At 70.3% G+C, this 17,478-nt stretch carries 17 protein-coding genes; 12 read left to right on the forward strand and 5 right to left on the reverse strand.

Annotated elements, in window-relative coordinates; genetic code table 11:
* Genes BLW32_RS00960 through BLW32_RS01000 form a run of 9 tightly spaced genes read left to right on the forward strand, consistent with a single transcriptional unit; the run spans nucleotide 1 to nucleotide 7,421 of the window.
* Entirely contained in the window at nucleotides 1-1,020 is a 1,020-nt protein-coding gene (locus BLW32_RS00960) for an MlaD family protein (RefSeq protein ID WP_068740249.1), read from the forward strand.
* Nucleotides 1,008-2,072 (forward strand): MlaD family protein, encoded by a 1,065-nt coding sequence (locus tag BLW32_RS00965; protein WP_068526183.1) that lies wholly within the window; start codon nucleotides 1,008-1,010, stop codon nucleotides 2,070-2,072. Before BLW32_RS00960 ends, BLW32_RS00965 begins: the two co-directional genes overlap by 13 nt.
* Nucleotides 2,072-3,181, forward strand: a complete 1,110-nt coding sequence (locus tag BLW32_RS00970) for an MlaD family protein (protein ID WP_074850295.1) — start codon at nucleotides 2,072-2,074, stop codon at nucleotides 3,179-3,181. The genes BLW32_RS00965 and BLW32_RS00970 overlap by 1 nt, the downstream gene beginning before the upstream one ends.
* A complete protein-coding gene (locus BLW32_RS00975; protein WP_068740253.1) occupies nucleotides 3,178-4,218 on the forward strand; it encodes an MlaD family protein in 1,041 nt (346 codons plus the stop codon). The genes BLW32_RS00970 and BLW32_RS00975 overlap by 4 nt, the downstream gene beginning before the upstream one ends.
* On the forward strand, nucleotides 4,215-5,174 hold the full coding sequence (locus BLW32_RS00980) for an MlaD family protein (RefSeq protein WP_068740255.1): 960 nt from the start codon (nucleotides 4,215-4,217) through the stop codon (nucleotides 5,172-5,174). Before BLW32_RS00975 ends, BLW32_RS00980 begins: the two co-directional genes overlap by 4 nt.
* A 17-nt stretch (nucleotides 5,175-5,191) precedes the next feature.
* Complete coding sequence (locus BLW32_RS00985; protein WP_068740257.1) at nucleotides 5,192-6,067, forward strand: hypothetical protein; 876 nt, start codon at nucleotides 5,192-5,194, stop codon at nucleotides 6,065-6,067.
* Between the two features lie 18 nt (nucleotides 6,068-6,085).
* A complete protein-coding gene (locus BLW32_RS00990) occupies nucleotides 6,086-6,301 on the forward strand; it encodes a hypothetical protein (RefSeq protein ID WP_068740259.1) in 216 nt (71 codons plus the stop codon).
* On the forward strand, nucleotides 6,301-6,495 hold the full coding sequence (locus tag BLW32_RS00995; RefSeq protein WP_068627272.1) for a hypothetical protein: 195 nt from the start codon (nucleotides 6,301-6,303) through the stop codon (nucleotides 6,493-6,495). The genes BLW32_RS00990 and BLW32_RS00995 overlap by 1 nt, the downstream gene beginning before the upstream one ends.
* Before the next feature lie 8 nt (nucleotides 6,496-6,503).
* Nucleotides 6,504-7,421, forward strand: a complete 918-nt coding sequence (locus BLW32_RS01000; RefSeq protein ID WP_068740261.1) for an oxygenase MpaB family protein — start codon at nucleotides 6,504-6,506, stop codon at nucleotides 7,419-7,421.
* Nucleotides 7,422-7,450: 29 nt separating this feature from the next.
* Here BLW32_RS01000 and BLW32_RS01005 read toward each other — a convergent pair whose 3' ends face one another.
* Nucleotides 7,451-8,635, reverse strand: a complete 1,185-nt coding sequence (locus BLW32_RS01005; protein WP_068740263.1) for a TetR/AcrR family transcriptional regulator — start codon at nucleotides 8,633-8,635, stop codon at nucleotides 7,451-7,453.
* Between the two features lie 128 nt (nucleotides 8,636-8,763).
* Here BLW32_RS01005 and BLW32_RS01010 point away from each other — a divergent pair, with 128 nt between their 5' ends.
* Nucleotides 8,764-9,708: an oxygenase MpaB family protein gene (locus tag BLW32_RS01010; RefSeq protein WP_068740265.1), complete on the forward strand. Its 945-nt coding sequence runs from the start codon at nucleotides 8,764-8,766 to the stop codon at nucleotides 9,706-9,708.
* A gap of 108 nt (nucleotides 9,709-9,816) precedes the next feature.
* On the opposite strand, the gene BLW32_RS01015 is transcribed toward BLW32_RS01010, so the two are convergent.
* Nucleotides 9,817-11,400 carry a long-chain-fatty-acid--CoA ligase gene (locus tag BLW32_RS01015; protein ID WP_068526193.1) on the reverse strand — a complete coding sequence of 528 codons (1,584 nt, stop codon included), beginning with the start codon at nucleotides 11,398-11,400 and terminating at the stop codon, nucleotides 9,817-9,819.
* A 110-nt stretch (nucleotides 11,401-11,510) separates the two neighbouring features.
* Here BLW32_RS01015 and BLW32_RS01020 point away from each other — a divergent pair, with 110 nt between their 5' ends.
* Nucleotides 11,511-12,722, forward strand: a complete 1,212-nt coding sequence (locus tag BLW32_RS01020) for an acetyl-CoA C-acetyltransferase (protein WP_068526194.1) — start codon at nucleotides 11,511-11,513, stop codon at nucleotides 12,720-12,722.
* A gap of 33 nt (nucleotides 12,723-12,755) precedes the next feature.
* On the forward strand, nucleotides 12,756-14,927 hold the full coding sequence (locus BLW32_RS01025) for a 3-hydroxyacyl-CoA dehydrogenase NAD-binding domain-containing protein (RefSeq protein ID WP_068740267.1): 2,172 nt from the start codon (nucleotides 12,756-12,758) through the stop codon (nucleotides 14,925-14,927).
* A gap of 177 nt (nucleotides 14,928-15,104) precedes the next feature.
* On the opposite strand, the gene BLW32_RS01030 is transcribed toward BLW32_RS01025, so the two are convergent.
* From BLW32_RS01030 to BLW32_RS01040, 3 genes are all read right to left on the reverse strand, one after another.
* Complete coding sequence (locus BLW32_RS01030; RefSeq protein WP_068740269.1) at nucleotides 15,105-15,605, reverse strand: DUF805 domain-containing protein; 501 nt, start codon at nucleotides 15,603-15,605, stop codon at nucleotides 15,105-15,107.
* 110 nt (nucleotides 15,606-15,715) lie between these two features.
* Entirely contained in the window at nucleotides 15,716-16,477 is a 762-nt protein-coding gene (locus BLW32_RS01035) for an enoyl-CoA hydratase-related protein (protein ID WP_068740271.1), read from the reverse strand.
* Nucleotides 16,474-17,463 (reverse strand): NAD(P)H-dependent flavin oxidoreductase, encoded by a 990-nt coding sequence (locus tag BLW32_RS01040; protein ID WP_068526198.1) that lies wholly within the window; start codon nucleotides 17,461-17,463, stop codon nucleotides 16,474-16,476. Before BLW32_RS01040 ends, BLW32_RS01035 begins: the two co-directional genes overlap by 4 nt.
* Nucleotides 17,464-17,478: the final 15 nt, after the last annotated feature.

A 17,478-nucleotide genomic window follows, 5' to 3' on the forward strand; every position in this document is an offset into this window, starting at 1 on the left:
GTGCGCACAGCCCGCAATCCCGGAACCCTGCTGCTGATCTTCGTCGTCCTGATCGCGGTCGGCGCGGCCTTCACCGTGCGCGCGCTCACCCGCCCCGCCGAGGCCGCGCAAGCGTCGTACACCGCCGAGTTCACCAACGCCTCCGGGCTCCGCTCCGGCGACGATGTGCGGCTGCTCGGCGTCCAGGTGGGCAAGGTCCGCGACGTCACGCTCGACCAGGACGACACCGCGCGCGGCTCGCTCGCCCGGGTCGCGTTCACCGTCGACCGCGACCAGCGGCTCACCACCGCCACCACGCTGTCCATCCGGTTCCAGAACCTCACCGGCCTCCGCTATCTCGAGCTCTCCCCGAGCGACGCCCGGGCCGAGGCGATCGCCCCGGACTCCACGATCGGCACGACCCGGACGGTGCCGTCCTTCGACGTCACGACGATCTTCAACGGCCTGCAGCCCGTGCTCGCCTCGATGCAGCCCGATCAGATCAACCACCTCGCGCAGTCCATCGCGGCCGTCGTCGAGGGCGACGGTTCCGGGCTCGGTCCCCTGCTCGACGCCCTCCAGACGCTGAGCCGGTTCAGCAACGACCGCTCGGCACTGCTGCAGACACTGGTCCGCAACCTCAAGGCGATCAACGACAGCCTCGGCGGCAAGTCGGGGAGCCTGCCGACCGTGATCGGCTACCTCCAGGGCATCGGCGAGGTCATGCGCAACGCCGCGCCGTCGACGAAGGTCCTCTCCGACCAGGGCGCCGAGCTCATGACCGCGGCCGACGCCCTGCTCCGCGGCGCGGGCCTGCAGCCCGCCGGCAGCTCGCTGCTCGAACTCGCCCGACCCGAACTGCCCCGGCTGCAGAGCCTCGTCGACCTCGCCGCCCTCCTGCCCGGGCTGTTCGCGAACCTCACGCAGCAGCAGGTCCCCTCCGCGGGCGGCGACACCGGCTGCAGCCGCGGCGAGGCCCAACTGCCCGCCGGCGTCCTGGTCTTCCTCCGAGGATCGAAGGTGACGCTGTGCAAGCGCTGAACCTGCCCACGACCCTGCTGCGCGACGGCTACCGGCTGGCACTGAAGTTCGCCTCCGGCGTCGAGGAGGCCTGGGCCCTACCGAGCTCGAAGAACCGGCAGCTGCTCTTCGGCGTGCTCGGCGTCGCGCTGGCGCTGATCGTGATGATCGCCAGCTCGGTGCTCGCCGTCCGGCCCCTCGGAACCACCACCTACACCGCGCACTTCCCCGAGGCGGGGATGGTCCGCACGGGCGACGACGTGCGGGTGGCCGGCGTCTCCGTGGGTTCCGTGCAGCGGGTCGCGCTCGACGGCGGCCACGTCGACGTGGGGCTGCGGATCAAGAAGAAGGTGCACATCGGCGACCAGTCCCGCGTCGCCGTGAAAATGCTGACCGGCGTCGGTGGCTACTTCGTCGACATCGACTCGATCGGCACGGGATCCCTGGGGGCGACGCCGATCCCGCCGGCGCGGGTGCGGATCCCGTACAGCCTGGTCGAGACCTTCCAGCAGGCCGATCCGAAGGTCCGCGCGATCGACCCGACGCCGCTGCGCGAATCGCTCGCGCAGATCCAGCGCGCGACGAGTGGCAACTCCGGCCAGCTGAAGGAGGTGCTGTCCACCCTCCAGGGCGTGGTGCAGAGCCTGTCGACGCAGAAGGACGAGGTCGGCGGCTTCGTCCAGACCCTGGCGGAGTACTCCGCCGCGATCGATCGCAACGGAGACGTCCTCACCCAGGTGATGCGCGACATGAACATCTACTTCTCCACCGCGCGGCTCAACGTGGCCGGGTACAAGCGGTTCATGAGCGCCTTGGACATGGTGCTCACCCGGATCATCCCGCCGGCCAACTTCTACCAGGAGAACCTCGCGTCGATGGAGGCGCAGGTGAACCTCATGTCCGGCCAGATCGGCGGGCTGCTCACCAAGTACCAGAAGATGATCGACGACGCGATGGCCCTGTTGCGGCGGATCCAGTCCTCGGTCAAGCCGGACGGCACCATCGTCTTCGACGGTTCCGTCCCCACCCTCTCGTCCCAGTACTGCATCCCGCTGGAAGGGGCACCGTGCTGATGGTCTCCAAGATCCTGGGCTCGAAATGGCTGATCACCGCGATCGCGATCACGGTGGTCGGGTCGATCATCGCCGCCGCCCTGTACGTCGCCCGCACGCCCGAGAAGGCTCAGGCCAGGTACTGCGCGATGATGCCCGACGCGATCGGCCTGTACGTCGGCAACCCCGTGACCCGGCTCGGCGTGCCGATCGGGAGGGTCACCGCCGTCCGCCCCGAGAACGCCGCGGCGCGTGTGGAGTTCGACGTGGACGCCGACCAGGCGATCAGGGCCGGCACCGGTGCGGTGACCGTCGCCGCCTCGCTCATCGCCTCCCGGCAGCTGGCCCTCGTCGACGGCGCCGCCCAGGGCCCCGCGCTGCAGGCCGGGAAGTGCCTGACCGACACCAAGACCCCGCAGTCCCTGAGCCGGAGCCTCAGCTCGATCGGCGACGCCGCGGCGAAGCTCACGACGGGCGGCGGGCCGGAACAGGCCAAGCAGGTTCAGGACTCACTCACCTCTCTCGCGGCCGCTGTCGACGGCACCGGGCCCGACGTCAACGGCGTCATCGGCAGCCTCGCCGCACTGCTCGACGACCCCGGCCCCGGCATCGGCGACGTGGGCCGCAGCCTCGACGCGGTCTCGTCCCTCACCGGCGGCATGACCTCGAACTGGAGCCCACTCAAACAGCTCCTGACGACCACCCCCGACGGCCTCGCCGAGATCATCGTCCCGACGGCGAGGACCACGGAGACCCTCGCAGAGGCACTGATCCCCCTCGGAAAACTGCTGCGGGACCTGATCTCCCACTACGGCCACAACCTGTGGCCGATCCTCGACACCGTGATCCCCGCATCGCGGCTGGTCAGCGCCGGCGTGCGGAACTGGGGCGATCTCCTCGGCTTCCTCCCGCCCCTGATCGACGCCTTCAACGTCTCCTTCGACCAGCGGACCCTCGGACTGAAGATCGTCTTCACCCCGCCGTCGACGAAGATGGTCGCCCGCAACCCCGAGTTGACCTGCGCCAACGTCAACCGCATCGCACCGGGCCAGTGCAAGGTCGTCGACCCCGGCCACATCGACGTCGACCTGATCTCCGCCGTGCTCCGCGGAACGGGGGCCGCCCGATGAACCGCCCCACCGTCCGCAGCCGGATCACCCGCGGCCTGCTCCTCCTCGTCGTCCTCGCGCTCGGCGTTCTCGGCGTGCTCCGCGCGAGCCCGTCGACCCTGCCGAGTCCCACCGGCTGGTCGTCGGGATGGCCTCTGCGCGTGGAATTCTCCAACGCCCTGAACCTGCCCGACCAGGCGCAGGTCCGGTTCAACGGCCGCTCCGTCGGCACCATGGATTCGGTGCGGCTCGACGGCGATCGGGCCGTCGCGACCCTGACCATCTCGGAGCCCGCGAGCATCCCCGCCGACACCACCGCCGAGCTGCGCCAGGACACGCTCCTCGGCGACGTCTACATCGCGCTGGTCTCGGCGCCCACCTCGACCGCGCAACCGCTCCGCGCGGGCGGGCTGATCCCGCTCGCGCAGAGCCGCCCGCCGGATCACGTGGAGGACCTCATGACCAGCCTGTCGGGCTTCCTCGGCAGCGGCGGCGTCGCGCAACTCGGCAACACGGTCCAGCGGATCGACGGTGCCTTCCCCGATGATCCGACGCGCACCCGCACGATCACCGACAACCTGGCGTCCACCGTCATGGCGTGGGCCGACGACACCGCCTCACTCGACGCGGCGCTGCGCTCCGTCGTCGGGGTCACCGGCACCGTCGCGGCCGAGCACCGGATGCTCAGCGACTACCTCTCCCCCGACGGGCTCCGCCGCTGGGGCGTCATCTCCGAGACCGCCCGGGTGACCGAGGTGTTCGCCTCGCTGGCACCGCTGATCAAGAACACCGCGCCGCTGACCCCGGGTGTCCGCGACCTCGCGGCGCTGTTCACGCAGGTGGTCAGCCCCCTGCTCCTCCTCGACCGACCGGTGGGCGCCGTCCGCCCTGACAATCTGATCAACCTGCGGAACCTGTTCCGGGACACGATCATCCCGTGGGTCGAGCACGGCCCGAAGGTGAACGTGGTCAAGGTCTCCGACGGTCCCGCCGTGCCCACCGAGGAGAAGGCGGAGCAGGCGCTCCGCGCGATGCGCATGATCGGGGCGGTGCGATGAAGAAGGAACTGGTGGCGAACGCGATCACGTTCACCGTGGTGCTCGTGGTCGGCCTGCTCATCCTCCTGGTCGGCTACATGGGGCTGCGTCCCGGCGTGACCTACACGACGCTCTCGCTCAAGTTGGCCCACACCGGTCAGCTGTCGATCGGGTCGCCGATCCTCCTGCGCGGCGTGCGGATCGGCGACGTCACCGCCGTCGAGCCCTCGACCGAGGGCGTCCGGGTCGCCCTGCGCTACCCGTCGGAGTACCGGATCCCGGTGGACTCGGCCCTCTCCGTCGAGCAGCTCAGCGCGCTCAGCGAGCCCTACGTCGAGTTCGCGCCCCGCTCCTCCGACGGCGCCGTCTTCGCCTCGGGCGCCGAGATCCCCGCGACGGCCGTCACCCAGTCCCGCTCCGTCAGCGACGTCTTCGAGGCGCTCGCAGCGCTCAACCGCACCGCGGACTCGGGTGCGCTCGGGGGAATCGTGAAGACGGCGTGGCAGGCGACCTCCGGCCGCGACGACGACCTGACCACCCTCAGCCGCGCCGGGCAGCTGCTCAGCTCCACCGTGCTCAGCCGGATGCCCGCGATCCGCAGCATGTTCGCCAACACCCAGGTCTACTCCGCGGACCTGGGGTGGACCGCGAACGCCGTGCGCCGACTCGGCACCGAGTTCGAGAACACGGCCGACGTGGTGCTCAGCGCCGTGCAGGCCGTGCAACGCATGGTGATGACCCTCGACGCGCCGGACCCGTTCGTGAACACCATCGACCCGTTCCTCAAGCGGCTCAAGCCCTACCTCGACGAGCTGCTCCCCGCGGTCGCCACCACCGGCGGCCCGTTCATCTCCATCTTCTCGGCGGTCAACCGCACGGTGCCGCAGATCGATCTCAGCACGCTGCTGTCGAACGCGCTGCAGGTCGCCGGGACCGACGGTGCCGCGCGCGTCACCCTGACCCTCCCCCGCCCCTGACCACCAGAGAGGAATCCATGCCGCAGGAGCACGACGACCCCGACGAGGTCGCCGCCGACGCGTCGGCCCCCGACGACGAGAACTCCGCCGAGGACGACGCTGCCGATCAGGCGGCCGAAGACGCCGCTGACGAGGCCGCGCCGCCGGTCTCGACCGAGAAGCCGCGGAAGCCGGGGCCCGCCCGATCCGCCACGCCCCCTTCCGGATCCGCCGCCGCGCGGAAGAAGTCGCTCGGGAAGGCCCCCGACGAGGAGCCCGCCCGGCGGGCACCGTCGGGCACACTGCGCACCGTCCTCGCGACGGTCGTCGTCGTCGCGCTCGTCGCCGTCTCCGTCCTGCTCTACCTGCAGACCCGCGCCCTCGACGCGGAGCGGCAGGAGGCGTCCGACCGGGCCCGCGCCGAGCAGATCGCCTCCGACTACGCCGTCAAGGCCGCGACCATCGACTACCGCGACCTCACGCCGTGGATCAACGGGCTGAAGGCCGGAGCCACACCGGAACTGGCGAAGAAGTTCGACTCCATCCTCGACGTCATGCGCGAGATCGTGACCCCGCTGCGGATCACCGCCACGGGCAAGGCATCGTTCGCGAAGACCACCTCCGAGGTGAACGGCATCTACCAGGTGAAGGTGGCCGTCGACGTCTCGACGCAGAACATCCAGGCCCCGCAGGGCACTCTCAGCACCAGCACCTACTCGGTGAGCCTCGACCGCAACCGGGACTGGATCATCACCGAGGCCGGCGACCCGGCCAACCCGAACGCCGTGCTCAGCGGTCTCGGCGGCGGAACGGGGACGGCCCCGTCGGCGAACCCGTCCGCGCCGTCGAACCCGCAGCAGCCCGCCACCCCGACCATGCCCGCCCTGCCCGCACCGTCGGGCACCCCCAACTGACGCCCGGAGGACCCGACGATGGTGCAGCGCTTCCTCGATTACGAGATGAAGGTCTCGGAGTTCATCGGCCTCCTCGTCCTCGTGGGCATCCCGTACGGGATCATCGGCGTCGTCTGGTCGCTGACCCACATGGACCACCTCGGCGACCTCAGCGGGATCGACCGGATCGTCTCCTTCCTCGGTGCCGTCGTCTGCTGGCCGGTGCTGCTCTTCGCGAACGTGACGATGCGGTGATGGCCCTGGTGTGGATCATCGACGTGGTGGTCCAGTACGTGAAGATCCTCGGCGGCCGGCAGCGGGTGCCCGCAGTGGTGCGGATCGCGGCCTGGCTCCTGCTCCTCGCCGCGGCGGTCGCGGGTGTCGTGCTCGTCGGCGCCGGGCTGGTCCTCCTCGACGACTACCTCGCCACCCTCCCGCCGACGCGATAGGAGCCTCCATGTCACGCTCGTCCACTCCTGCCGGGGACCTCGGCGCGCCCGACGATGCCCCACTCACCCTGGAGCGCACCAGGATCTCGATCCCGGGCACCCACCGGCGGTACACGACCCGCGAGCTCGCGGTGACCGACGCCCTCGACTTCTGGGGCTTCGCCGGCGCGGCCGCGAACGTCGCGATGCAGATGATGAGCCCGGGCGTCGGGCACGGCGTGGTGGAGTCGACGGTGGAGAGCGGCGCGCTGATGAAGCGCCCGTGGAAGCGCGCGCGCACCACCACCCAGTACCTCGCGGTCGCGATCCTCGGCAGCGACGCCGAGAAGGAGGCCTACCGCGAGGCCGTCAACGGGGCGCACCGGCAGGTGAAATCGCAGCCCGGGGCGGCGGTGAAGTACAACGCCTTCGACCGGGACCTGCAGCTCTGGGTGGCGGCCTGCCTCTTCGTCGGCTTCGAGGACACGTACCAGATGCTCAACGGGCGGCTGCCCGAGAACCAGGCCGAGAGCTTCTACCAGTCCTGCGCGACGCTCGGCACCACCCTGCAGGTGCCGCGCGACATGTGGCCGGCCACGCGCGCCGACTTCGACGACTACTGGGTCCGCGCGTGCGGAGAGATCCGGCTCGACGAGCCCGTCGCCGCCTACCTCGACGACCTGCTGCACCTGCGGATGATCACCTGGCCGCTGCATCTCGTCTTCGGCGGGCTGCTGACGTTCCTCACCGCCGGCTTCCTCGCGCCGTACTTCCGGGAGCAGATGCACGTGGCCTGGACGGCCGCGGATCAGCGCCGGTTCGAGAACCTCTTCGCGTTCGTGGGCTTCGTCAACCGCTTCATCCCGCGGTTCCTGCGGTTCGGGCCGACGCGATCGCTCATGGTGGACCTGCGGCTGCGGATGGGCGCGGGCAGGCCTCTCATCTGAACGCGGACGCCCGCCGGCGCGGTGCCCGCTCAGCCTCCGAACAGCACCGCGCAGACCAGGGCGTAGACCTCGGCCTGGAACGCCGGGTCGGTGTCGAAGCGGCGGGTGCGGCCCACGTCGAAGACGACGGCGAACGCGGCATGGACGAGGAAGGTGGCCTCGGCGGCGCTGAGCTCGGGCCGGACCGCGACCACGGCGTCGGCGAACGCGGCGATGTTGGCGCGCTGGATCCCGGCGAGGCGGCTGCGGTCCGCGTCGGGCACGTTGCCGATCTCGCGGAAGTACACGGTCATCAGCTTCGACCGCAGGAACGACAACTGCACGTAGGCCTGCGCGAGGGCCGCGAGTCGGGCCGTGGGATCCGGCACCGTCGTGGTGACCTCGGCGATCGCGTCGCCCACCCCCTTGCCGGCGTGGTCGAGAGCGCTGACCAGAATGCCTGCCTTGCTGGGGAAGTAGCGATACATGCCGGACGGGACGATCCCGGCCGCGCGCCCGATCTGGCCCATGCTCACGTTGTGGAAGCCGTGCTGGAAGATCTGCTCGATCGCCTCGACCAGCACCTGCTCCTGCCGGCCCGCGTCGGGATTGGGCTCCGGCGGCGGCCCGACGGTGAACGGCACCGGCGGGGTGGGCAGCGCCAGCACCTGCCGCGCCGCGGCGCCGAGCACGGCCTCGGCGCGCTTCTGCGCGAGGACGGTCCGGTGCGCGGTGACGCTACCGGTCACGCTGATCAGCGCCACGCTGCGCAGCTCGATCTCGGCCCGGTCGACGCCGGGGAGCGCCGGCGCCGCGGCGTCGGCGACCGTGCCGATCATCGCGGTCAGCTGCTCGCGGATCCGCGACCTGTCCTCGCCCTCGAGCAGGCGCTGCTCCCAGCGGAACAGGCCGCCCGTGTTCCGGCGCTCGAAGGAGATCCGCAGCGCGGCCTCGATGATCGCGTCGACCCGCGCCGCCGGCTCCTGCCCCGCCGTGGCCTCGGCCGCCTCGTCGACGGCGTTGCACAACGCGTCGGAGGCCGAGGTGATCGCGTGCTCGAGCAGCGCGTACTTGTTGGGGAAGTGCCGGTAGACCGCCGGCCCGCTGATGTCGAGCGACGCGGCGATCTCCTCGATCCCGACGCCGTGATAGCCGCGCCGGGAGAAATCCTCAGCGGCGACCCGCGCGATCTGCTCGCGCCGGTCCTTGGGCCGCTTCCGCCGCGCCTGGGTCACGTCTACTCCTCTTCACCGTCCGCTTCGAGAGTACTCACTGTCAGGAGCCCGTCCGCGGTGTACCGTCAACACTATAAGTAAGTGAACATTCACACACCGATTCGGTGGAAGAACCCGAAGGACCGCGCATGACTCTGAGCGCCGAGCCCCACGCCACGCCCGCCGCGGCGACGGACACCGCACCGCCCGCGCCCCCGGCCCACCCCGTCGACCCGGTCGCGGAGGGCTACCGCATCACGATCACGGCGCCCGCGCGGCCCGCCCACGTCCTCACCACCCTGACCGACGCGATGGACGTCACTTCGCTCGCGGCCGGCGCCGCGAACGTGGTCATGCAGCTGGTCAACAAGCCCGTCGCCTACGGCGTGATGGAGTCGCCCGTCGACTCCGGCTCCCTGTACAAGCACCCGGTCAAGCGCACCCGCACCACGATCAGTTACCTCGCCGTCGCGGTGCTCGGCACCCCCGAGGACAAGGCCCGCTACCGCGAGGCGGTCAACACCGCGCACCGGCAGGTCCGCAGCACCGCGTCGAGTCCGGTCAAGTACAACGCGATGGACCGCGGGCTGCAGCTGTGGGTCGCGATGTGCCTGTACATCGGCTACGAGGACACGCACCAGCTGCTCCGCGGCCGCATGAACCGCGAGCAGCGCGCGCTGTTCTACCGCGACGCCGCGCCGCTGGGCACCACGCTGCAGGTGCCCGCCGACCTGTGGCCCGCGACGCCGGAGGAGTTCGACGCGAAGTGGGTCGAGCTGTGCGCCACGCGGATCAACCCCGACGAAACGGCCCGCACCTACCTGCGGCAGCTCGTCGACTTCACCTTCGTCGGCAACCTCCCCGAGCCGATCAAGGCCTTCAACCGGTTCCAGAACGCGGGCTTCCTCGCGCCGAAGTTCCGGGAGGCCATGGAGATCGAGTGGACCGCCCGCGATCAGCGCCGGTTCGACGCGTTCTGGCGGCTGGTCGCGTTCAGCAACCGCTTCACCCCGCTCGCGCTCCGGCGCCTGCCGTACCACCTGCTCCTCGCCGACCTCCGCCTCCGCGCGAAGTTCGGTCGTCGGCTGGTCTGAGTCGGCGGTGCACGACGGAGCCGGGGTTCTCGTTCGGAGGGCCCCGGCTCGTGCGTCCGGGCCCTCGCCCGACGGGGCCGGGCGGCACCGTCGGGCGGAGGGGGACCGTCAGCCGAACTGCTGGCGCAGGACGGGCTTGGTGACCTTGCCCGTGGGGTTGCGCGGCAGAGCGTCGATCACGACCACGTGGCGGGGGTGCTTGTAGCGGGCGATGTGGTCGTTGAGGAACTCCGAGAGCGATTCGACGGTGAGCTCGGCGCCGTCGCGCAGCTGAACGACGGCCACCACGGCCTCGCCGAAGCGCTCGTCGGGCTTGCCGATCACGGCGACCTCGGTGACGTCGGGGTGCGCCGCGACGGCGTTCTCCACCTCGACCGAGTAGATGTTCTCGCCGCCCGAGATGACCATGTCCTTGGCGCGGTCGACGACGTAGACGAAGCCCTCCTCGTCCATGCGGACGAGGTCGCCCGAGTGGAACCAGCCGCCGTGGAACGCCTCCTTCGTGGCCTCGAGGTTGTTCCAGTAGCCGGACATCATGTTGGGCCCGCGGTAGACGATCTCGCCCACCTCGCCGCGGGGCACGTCGTTGCCCTCGGAGTCGATGACCCGGGCCGCGACGGTGCGCACGACCTTGCCGACGGAGCCGAACTTGCGCAGCGCGTCGGCGCCCGAGAGCGCGCAGGTGACGGGCGACATCTCGGTCTGGCCGAAGACGGCGCAGATCTCGGCGTCGGGGAACGTGGCGGCGAGCTCGCGGAGCAGCGTCTCGCTGGCCGGCGCGGCGCCCCACCACACGAACTTGAGCTTGAGGTCGCGCGGCCGCTGCTTCTGCTCGTTCACCGCGAGCTGCCATTGCATCGGCACCATGAACATGCTGGTGATGCCCTCGCGCTCCAGCGCGTCCAGCGTCTGGCCCGGGTCGAAGGCGCCGAGCGGGAAGATCACCGAGGTCAGGCCCTGCAGGAAGGCGGTCGCGAGCACGCCGAAGCCGGCGATGTGGAACAGGGGGACGGCGACCGCGCCCACGGCGTCCGGGTCGACGGCGCCCGGCGCGACGAGGTTCGTCCAGCCCTGTGCGGTCATGTTGACGTGGGTGAGCACCGCGCCCTTGGGGCGGCCGGTCGTGCCCGAGGTGTACATGATCAGCGCCGGTGAGTCCTCCGGGACGTCGACGTGCGGGTCGGGACGCCCCTCGGCGACGAGGTCCTCGAAGCCCAGCGCGCCGGCGGCCTCGTCGGCACCGTCGAACCGGATGCGCAGGCCGAAGTCGGCGCCCGCGCCCGCGACGCCCGCGATCAGCGGGTCGAAGGGCGCCTCGTAGACGACGGCGCTGCACATCGTGTCCTGGACCAGGAAGGCCACCTCGGGCGGCGCCATCCGGAAGTTGACCGGGACGGCGATCGCGCCGAGCGCGGTGACGCCGAGGGCCGCCTCGACGTACTCGATCCGGTTCAGGCCCAGGATCAGCACCCGATCGCCGGCGGTGATGCCGCGCTCGCGCAGCGCGCCGGCGAAGGCCCCGACCCGCTCGGCGAGGCCCGCCCAGGTGACCTCCTTGTCGAGGTAGCGCAGCGCCGCCTGATCGCCGCGCATGACGGCGTGGTTGCGGACGCTGTTGTTCCAGGTGTTGCGCTGCGAGCTGCGCGGTTCCTCCGTGCGCGGGAACCAGGCGATGTTCTCAAGAGACGTCATGTATGGGATTGTGTTCTAGAACATGTTCGACGGGAGCCGAATCGCGCAAAGTTAAAGAATAGTGATTCACTTGTGACATTCCCCGAGACAGCACCCATGGAAGGAACACCGTGCCCGAAGCATTCATCTACGAGGCGATCCGCACGCCGCGCGGCAAGCAGCGCGGCGGCGCCCTGCACGCCACCAAGCCCCTGGACCTGGTGGTCGGCCTGATCGACGAGCTCAAGAACCGCTACCCCACCATGGACCCGTCCGCGATCGACGACATCGTGCTCGGCGTGGTCTCGCCCGTCGGCGAGCAGGGCGGCGACATCGCCCGCACCGCCGCGACCGTCGCGGGCCTGCCCGAGACCGTCGCCGGCGTGCAGATCAACCGCTTCTGCGCCTCGGGCCTCGAGGCCACCAACATGGCGGCCCAGAAGGTCGCCGCGGGCCTGGGCGACGACCTCGTGCTCGCCGGCGGCGTGGAGTCCATGTCGCGCGTGCCGCTCGGCTCCGACGGCGGCGCCATGCACCAGGACGTCACCACCAACTACGACACCTACTTCGTGCCGCAGGGCATCGGCGCCGACCTGATCGCGTCGATCGACGGCTACACCCGCGAGGACGTCGACCAGTACGCCGTGCAGTCGCAGGCCAACGCCGCGGCCGCGTGGGAGAACGGCTGGTTCGCCAAGTCCGTCGTGCCCGTCAAGGACATCAACGGCCTGACGGTGCTCGACAACGACGAGCACCGCCGCCCCGGCACCACCCTCGAGGGCCTCGGCAAGCTGCGCCCGGCCTTCGACGGCATCGGCGAGATGGGCGGCTTCGACGCCGTCGCGCTGCAGAAGTACTACACCGTGCCGAAGATCAACCACGTCCACACGGGCGGCAACAGCTCGGGCATCGTCGACGGTGCCGCCCTGCTGCTGATCGGCAACGAGGCCGGCGGGCAGAAGGCCGGCCTGACCCCGCGCGGCCGCATCGTCGCCACCGCGGTCACGGGCTCGGAGCCGACCATCATGCTCACCGGCCCGACGCCGGCCACCGAGAAGGTCCTCGCCAAGGCGGGCCTGTCGAAGGAGCAGATCGACCACTGGGAGCTCAACGAGGCCTTCGCGTCCGTCGTGCTGCGGTGGATGAAGGACATGAAGCTCGAGCGCGAGCAGGTGAACCCGCTGGGCGGCGCCATCGCGCTCGGCCACCCCCTCGGCGCGACCGGCGCGATGCTGGTCTCGACGGTGCTCGACAACCTCGAGCGCACCGGCGGCCGCTACGGCCTGATGACCCTGTGCGTCGGCGGCGGCATGGGCATCGCCACCATCATCGAGCGCCTCTGACCGGCCGGAAAGACTACGGAGACAACAATAGACATGGCTGAGAACATGATCCGCTGGGAGCAGGACGCCGACGGCATCGTCACCCTGACGATGGACGACCCCACCAGCTCCGCGAACACCATGAACGACCTGTACCGCGAGTCGATGGGCGCCACCATCGACCGCCTGGAGGCCGAGAAGGACTCCATCACGGGCGTCGTGCTCACCTCGGCGAAGAAGACCTTCTTCGCCGGCGGCAACCTGGGCCTCATCCGCCAGGCGCGTCCCGAGGACGCCGCGACGCTGCGCGACAACGTCGAGTCGATGAAGGCCGCGCTGCGCCGCCTCGAGACCCTCGGCAAGCCCGTCGTCGCCGCGATCAACGGCGCCGCCCTGGGCGGCGGCCTCGAGATCGCGCTGGCCACGCACCACCGCATCGCCGCCGACGCGCGCGGCTCGCAGATCGGCCTCCCCGAGGTCACCCTGGGCCTGCTCCCCGGCGGCGGCGGCGTGACCCGCACCGTGCGGCTGCTGGGCCTGCAGGGCGCGCTCATGGGCGTCCTACTGCAGGGTCCGCGGATGAAGCCCGCGAAGGCCAAGGAGGTGGGCCTGGTCCACGAGGTCGTCGGCACCGTCGAGGAGCTGATCCCGGCCGCGAAGGCGTGGATCAAGGCCAACCCCGAGGGCGGCGTGCAGCCGTGGGACGTCAAGGGCTACAAGATCCCCGGCGGCTCGCCGAGCTCGCCCGCGATCGCCGCGAACCTGCCCGCGTTCCCCGCGAACCTGCGCAAGCAGCTCAAGGGCGCCCCGATGCCCGCGCCGCGCGCCATCATGGCCGCCGCGGTCGAGGGCGCGATGGTCGATTTCGACACCGCCAGCGTGATCGAGGGCCGGTACTTCGTCTCGCTCGCCACCGGCCAGATCTCGAAGAACATGATCAAGGCGTTCTTCTTCGACCTGCAGCACATCAGCGGCGGCGGCTCGCGCCCCGAGGGCTACGACAAGTACACCGCGAAGAAGGTCGGCGTCATCGGCGCCGGCATGATGGGCGCGGCCATCGCGTACGTCTCGGCCAAGGCCGGCATCGAGGTCGTCCTCAAGGACGTCTCGCTCGAGGCGGCGCAGAAGGGCAAGGCGTACTCCGAGAAGCTCGAGGAGAAGGCGCTCGCCAAGGGCCGCACCACCGCCGAGAAGTCGGCCGAGCTGCTCGCCCGCATCACGCCGACCGTCGACGCCGCCGATTTCGCCGGCGTGGATCTCGTGATCGAGGCCGCGTTCGAGTCGGTCGAGGTGAAGCACAAGGTGTTCCAGGAGATCGAGGACGTCGTCGAGCCCGACGCCATCCTCGGGTCCAACACCTCCACGCTGCCCATCACCATCCTCGCCGAGGGCGTCAAGCGCTCCGAGGACTTCATCGGCATCCACTTCTTCTCCCCCGTGGACAAGATGCCGCTGGTGGAGATCATCCGCGGCGCCAAGACCTCGGACGCGGTGCTGGCCAAGGTCATCGACTACACGCTGCAGATCAAGAAGACGCCGATCGTGGTCAACGACTCGCGCGGCTTCTTCACCTCCCGCGTGATCGGCACCTTCGTCAACGAGGCCATCGCCGCCGTCGGCGAGGGCGTGAACCCGGTGCTCATCGAGCAGGCCGGTCAGCAGGCCGGCTACCCGGCCGCACCGCTGCAGCTCATGGACGAACTGACGCTGACGCTGCCGCAGAAGATCCGCAAGGAGACCCGCGCCGCCGCCGAGGCCGCCGGCAAGCCGCTGCCCGCGCACGGCAGCGACGCCGTGGTCGACGCGATGGTGGACGCGGGCCGCACCGGCCGCAAGGACGGCGCGGGCTTCTACGACTACGTCGACGGCAAGCGCACCGGCCTGTGGCCGGGCCTGAAGGATCTCCTGCCCGCGGGCCAGGACATCCCGCTGCAGGACATGATCGACCGGATGCTGTTCGCCGAGTCCCTGGAGACGGTGCGCTGCTTCGACGAGGGCGTCATGGACTCCGTCGCCGACGCCAACATCGGCTCGATCTTCGGCATCGGCTTCCCCGCGTGGACCGGCGGCGTGCTGCAGTTCATCAACGGCTACACCGCGCCGGACGGCACCGTCGGCCCCAAGGCCTTCGTCGCCCGCGCGCAGGAGCTGACCAAGTACGGCGAGCAGTTCACCCCGCCCGCCTCGCTGGTCGCCAAGGCCGAGGCCGGCGAGACCTACGAGTAGGACTCACCGCTAGGCCGTAGCGCGAAGGGCCCGGCACCGTCTATTCGACGGTGCCGGGCCCTTTCGTCTCGTCACAGCGGCAACCTCACTGGTATGCCCGTGGCCGAACATCTTTCGAAGCGTTCTGCGGTCGAATGGGCTGGATCGGTCGCAGAACGCTTCGAAAGATGGTGCCGGCTACGAGCGGGCATCGAAGCGGATTCCGGAGGGGTTGCTCGGCAGCACTCCGATCACGATGATCGCGATGTAGACGAGGAAGCCGACGAGCGGAATCGGTCCCAGCAGGAAGATCGGCAGGTACCACCAGCCGGAGGCGTTGATGTCGTGCAATCGCCGAATGGTCAGGCAGATGCTGCCGATGCCGAAGATGAAGCCACTCACCAGGAGGACAACCACGCCGATGATCGTGGGGATCATGCCGGCACCGCTCGCCTCTTCCCCCGTGAGTGCGTTGCCGATGCCGATGAGCGCGACCCCGACGGCGGACACGGCCGCCGCCACGAGCGCCACCCACCAGAACTCACTTCGCGACGCACGGCCCGCGGACGTGAGGTAGCTCGCGAAGAATCGGCGAAGCGCCTGCCCGAAGGTCGCGCCGTAGAGCGGCAATGTCAGATCGTCGGGACTCTGCGTCCCGGCGACCGGTGCCTGGTACTGGTGCTGATAATAGTCCGTCATCAAATTCCCCCTGGTCAGTCGGCCGATGTTCGACCGTCGGGGAAAAACTTAGAGTGCCATAAGACGAACGTGCAATATGCTTTACATCACCCTTGGTTGAGCAAATGTGCTCAATCGGTGAAGCGGGCGGGGCGCTTGCCCAGCATGGCGTCGACGCCCTCGCGGTGATCGTCGGTCTTGAGCAGAATGACCTGCGACTCGGTCTCGCGGCGCAGCGCGTCGTCGAGGCCGGCGAGCGTGGAGGCGTTGACGGCGCGCTTGGTGGCGGCGATCGCCTCCCGAGGCCCGGCGGCGAGCTTCGCGGCGGCCGCGGCGACGGCACCGTCGAGCTCCTCGGCCGGGTGGACGGCCGTGACCATCCCGGCGGCCAGCGCCTCCGGCCCGTAGATCCGGTTGCCCAGCAACGCCATCCCCATCGCGCGGGTGCGGCCGATGGCGGCGGGAACGAGCGCGGTGGTACCGGCGTCGGGCAGCAGCCCGATGCCCACGAAGGGCAGCAGGAAGTACGCGGTGTCGGCGACGAACGTGAGGTCGGCGGAGAGCGCGAGGCCCACGGCCATGCCCGCGCACGGCCCGTTCACCTTGGCGATCACCGGGATCGACGCGCCGACGATCGCCCGGATGTAGGCGTTGACGGCCTCGAGGGCCTCCTGCGGCTCCGCGGCCTCACCGGCCAGGTCGGCACCGGTACTGAACGCGCGGCCCTCGCCGGTCACCACGACGACGCGGATCGCCGCATCGGCGTCGGCCTCCTCAATGATGCGCGCCAGCTCCCATGCGGCGCGAATACCGAAGGCGTTCATGCGCTGCGGGCGGTCGATCGTCACCGTCAGGACGCCGCCCTCGACGGTGCGCCGGAAGTCCTCGCTCACGCCACGCCCTCCGCGACCTTCGCGAGCGGCGCGAGGCGCCGCTCGATGATGGAGCCGCCCTCGGCGATCATCCGCTCGATGAGCTGCGCGCACGTGGGGACGTCGCGGATGAGCCCCTGACACAGGCCGACGCTCCAGATGCCGGCCTCGACGTCGCCGTCCTCGAAGACCTTCCGGCCGCGCGCGCCCGCGACGAGATGCCGGATGTCCTCGAACTCGCAGCCCTGCGCCTCGGTCTCCACCACCTCGACCGACACCGAGTTCTTGGCGACGCGAGCGGTGTTGCCCAGCGTGCGGAAGATGAGCTTCGTGTCCAGCTCGGAGTTCGCGACGATCTGCGCCTTCACCTCCGGCGCGATCGGCGACTCGACGGTGCACAGGAAGCGGCTGCCCATGTTGATGCCGTCGGCGCCCAGCGCGATCGCGGCGACGAGGCCGCGGGCGTCGGCGATGCCGCCGGACGCGAGGATCGGGATCTCCAGGGCGTCGGCGGCGGCGGGGATCAGGACCAGGCCGGGGATGTCGTCCTCGCCGGGGTGACCCGCGCACTCGAAGCCGTCGATCGAGACCGCGTCGACGCCGATGGCCTGCGCCTTGAGCGCGTGCCGGACGCTGGTGCACTTGTGGATCACCTTGACGCCGTTGTCCTTGAGGTACGGCAGGAATTTCGCCGGGTTCGAGCCGGCCGTCTCGATGATCGTGATGCCCGATTCGACCGCGGCGCGCAGGTACTCGTCGTAGGGCGGCGGGTCGATCGTCGGCAGCACGGTGAGATTCACGCCGAACGGGTTCGCCGTGAGCTCGCGCGTGCGCGCGATCTCCTCGCGCAGGTCCTGCGGCGACGGCTGGGTCAGCGCCGTGAGGATGCCGAGGCCGCCGGCCTCGGAGACGGCGGCGGCGAGGCGGGCCCGGCCGACCCACATCATGCCGCCCTGGACGATCGGGTACCGGACGCCGAACTGCTCGGTGAATCGCGTGGAGAACATGCTGCGAAAGCTAGC

This window comes from Tsukamurella tyrosinosolvens, assembly GCF_900104775.1.
Lineage (GTDB): Bacteria > Actinomycetota > Actinomycetes > Mycobacteriales > Mycobacteriaceae > Tsukamurella > Tsukamurella tyrosinosolvens.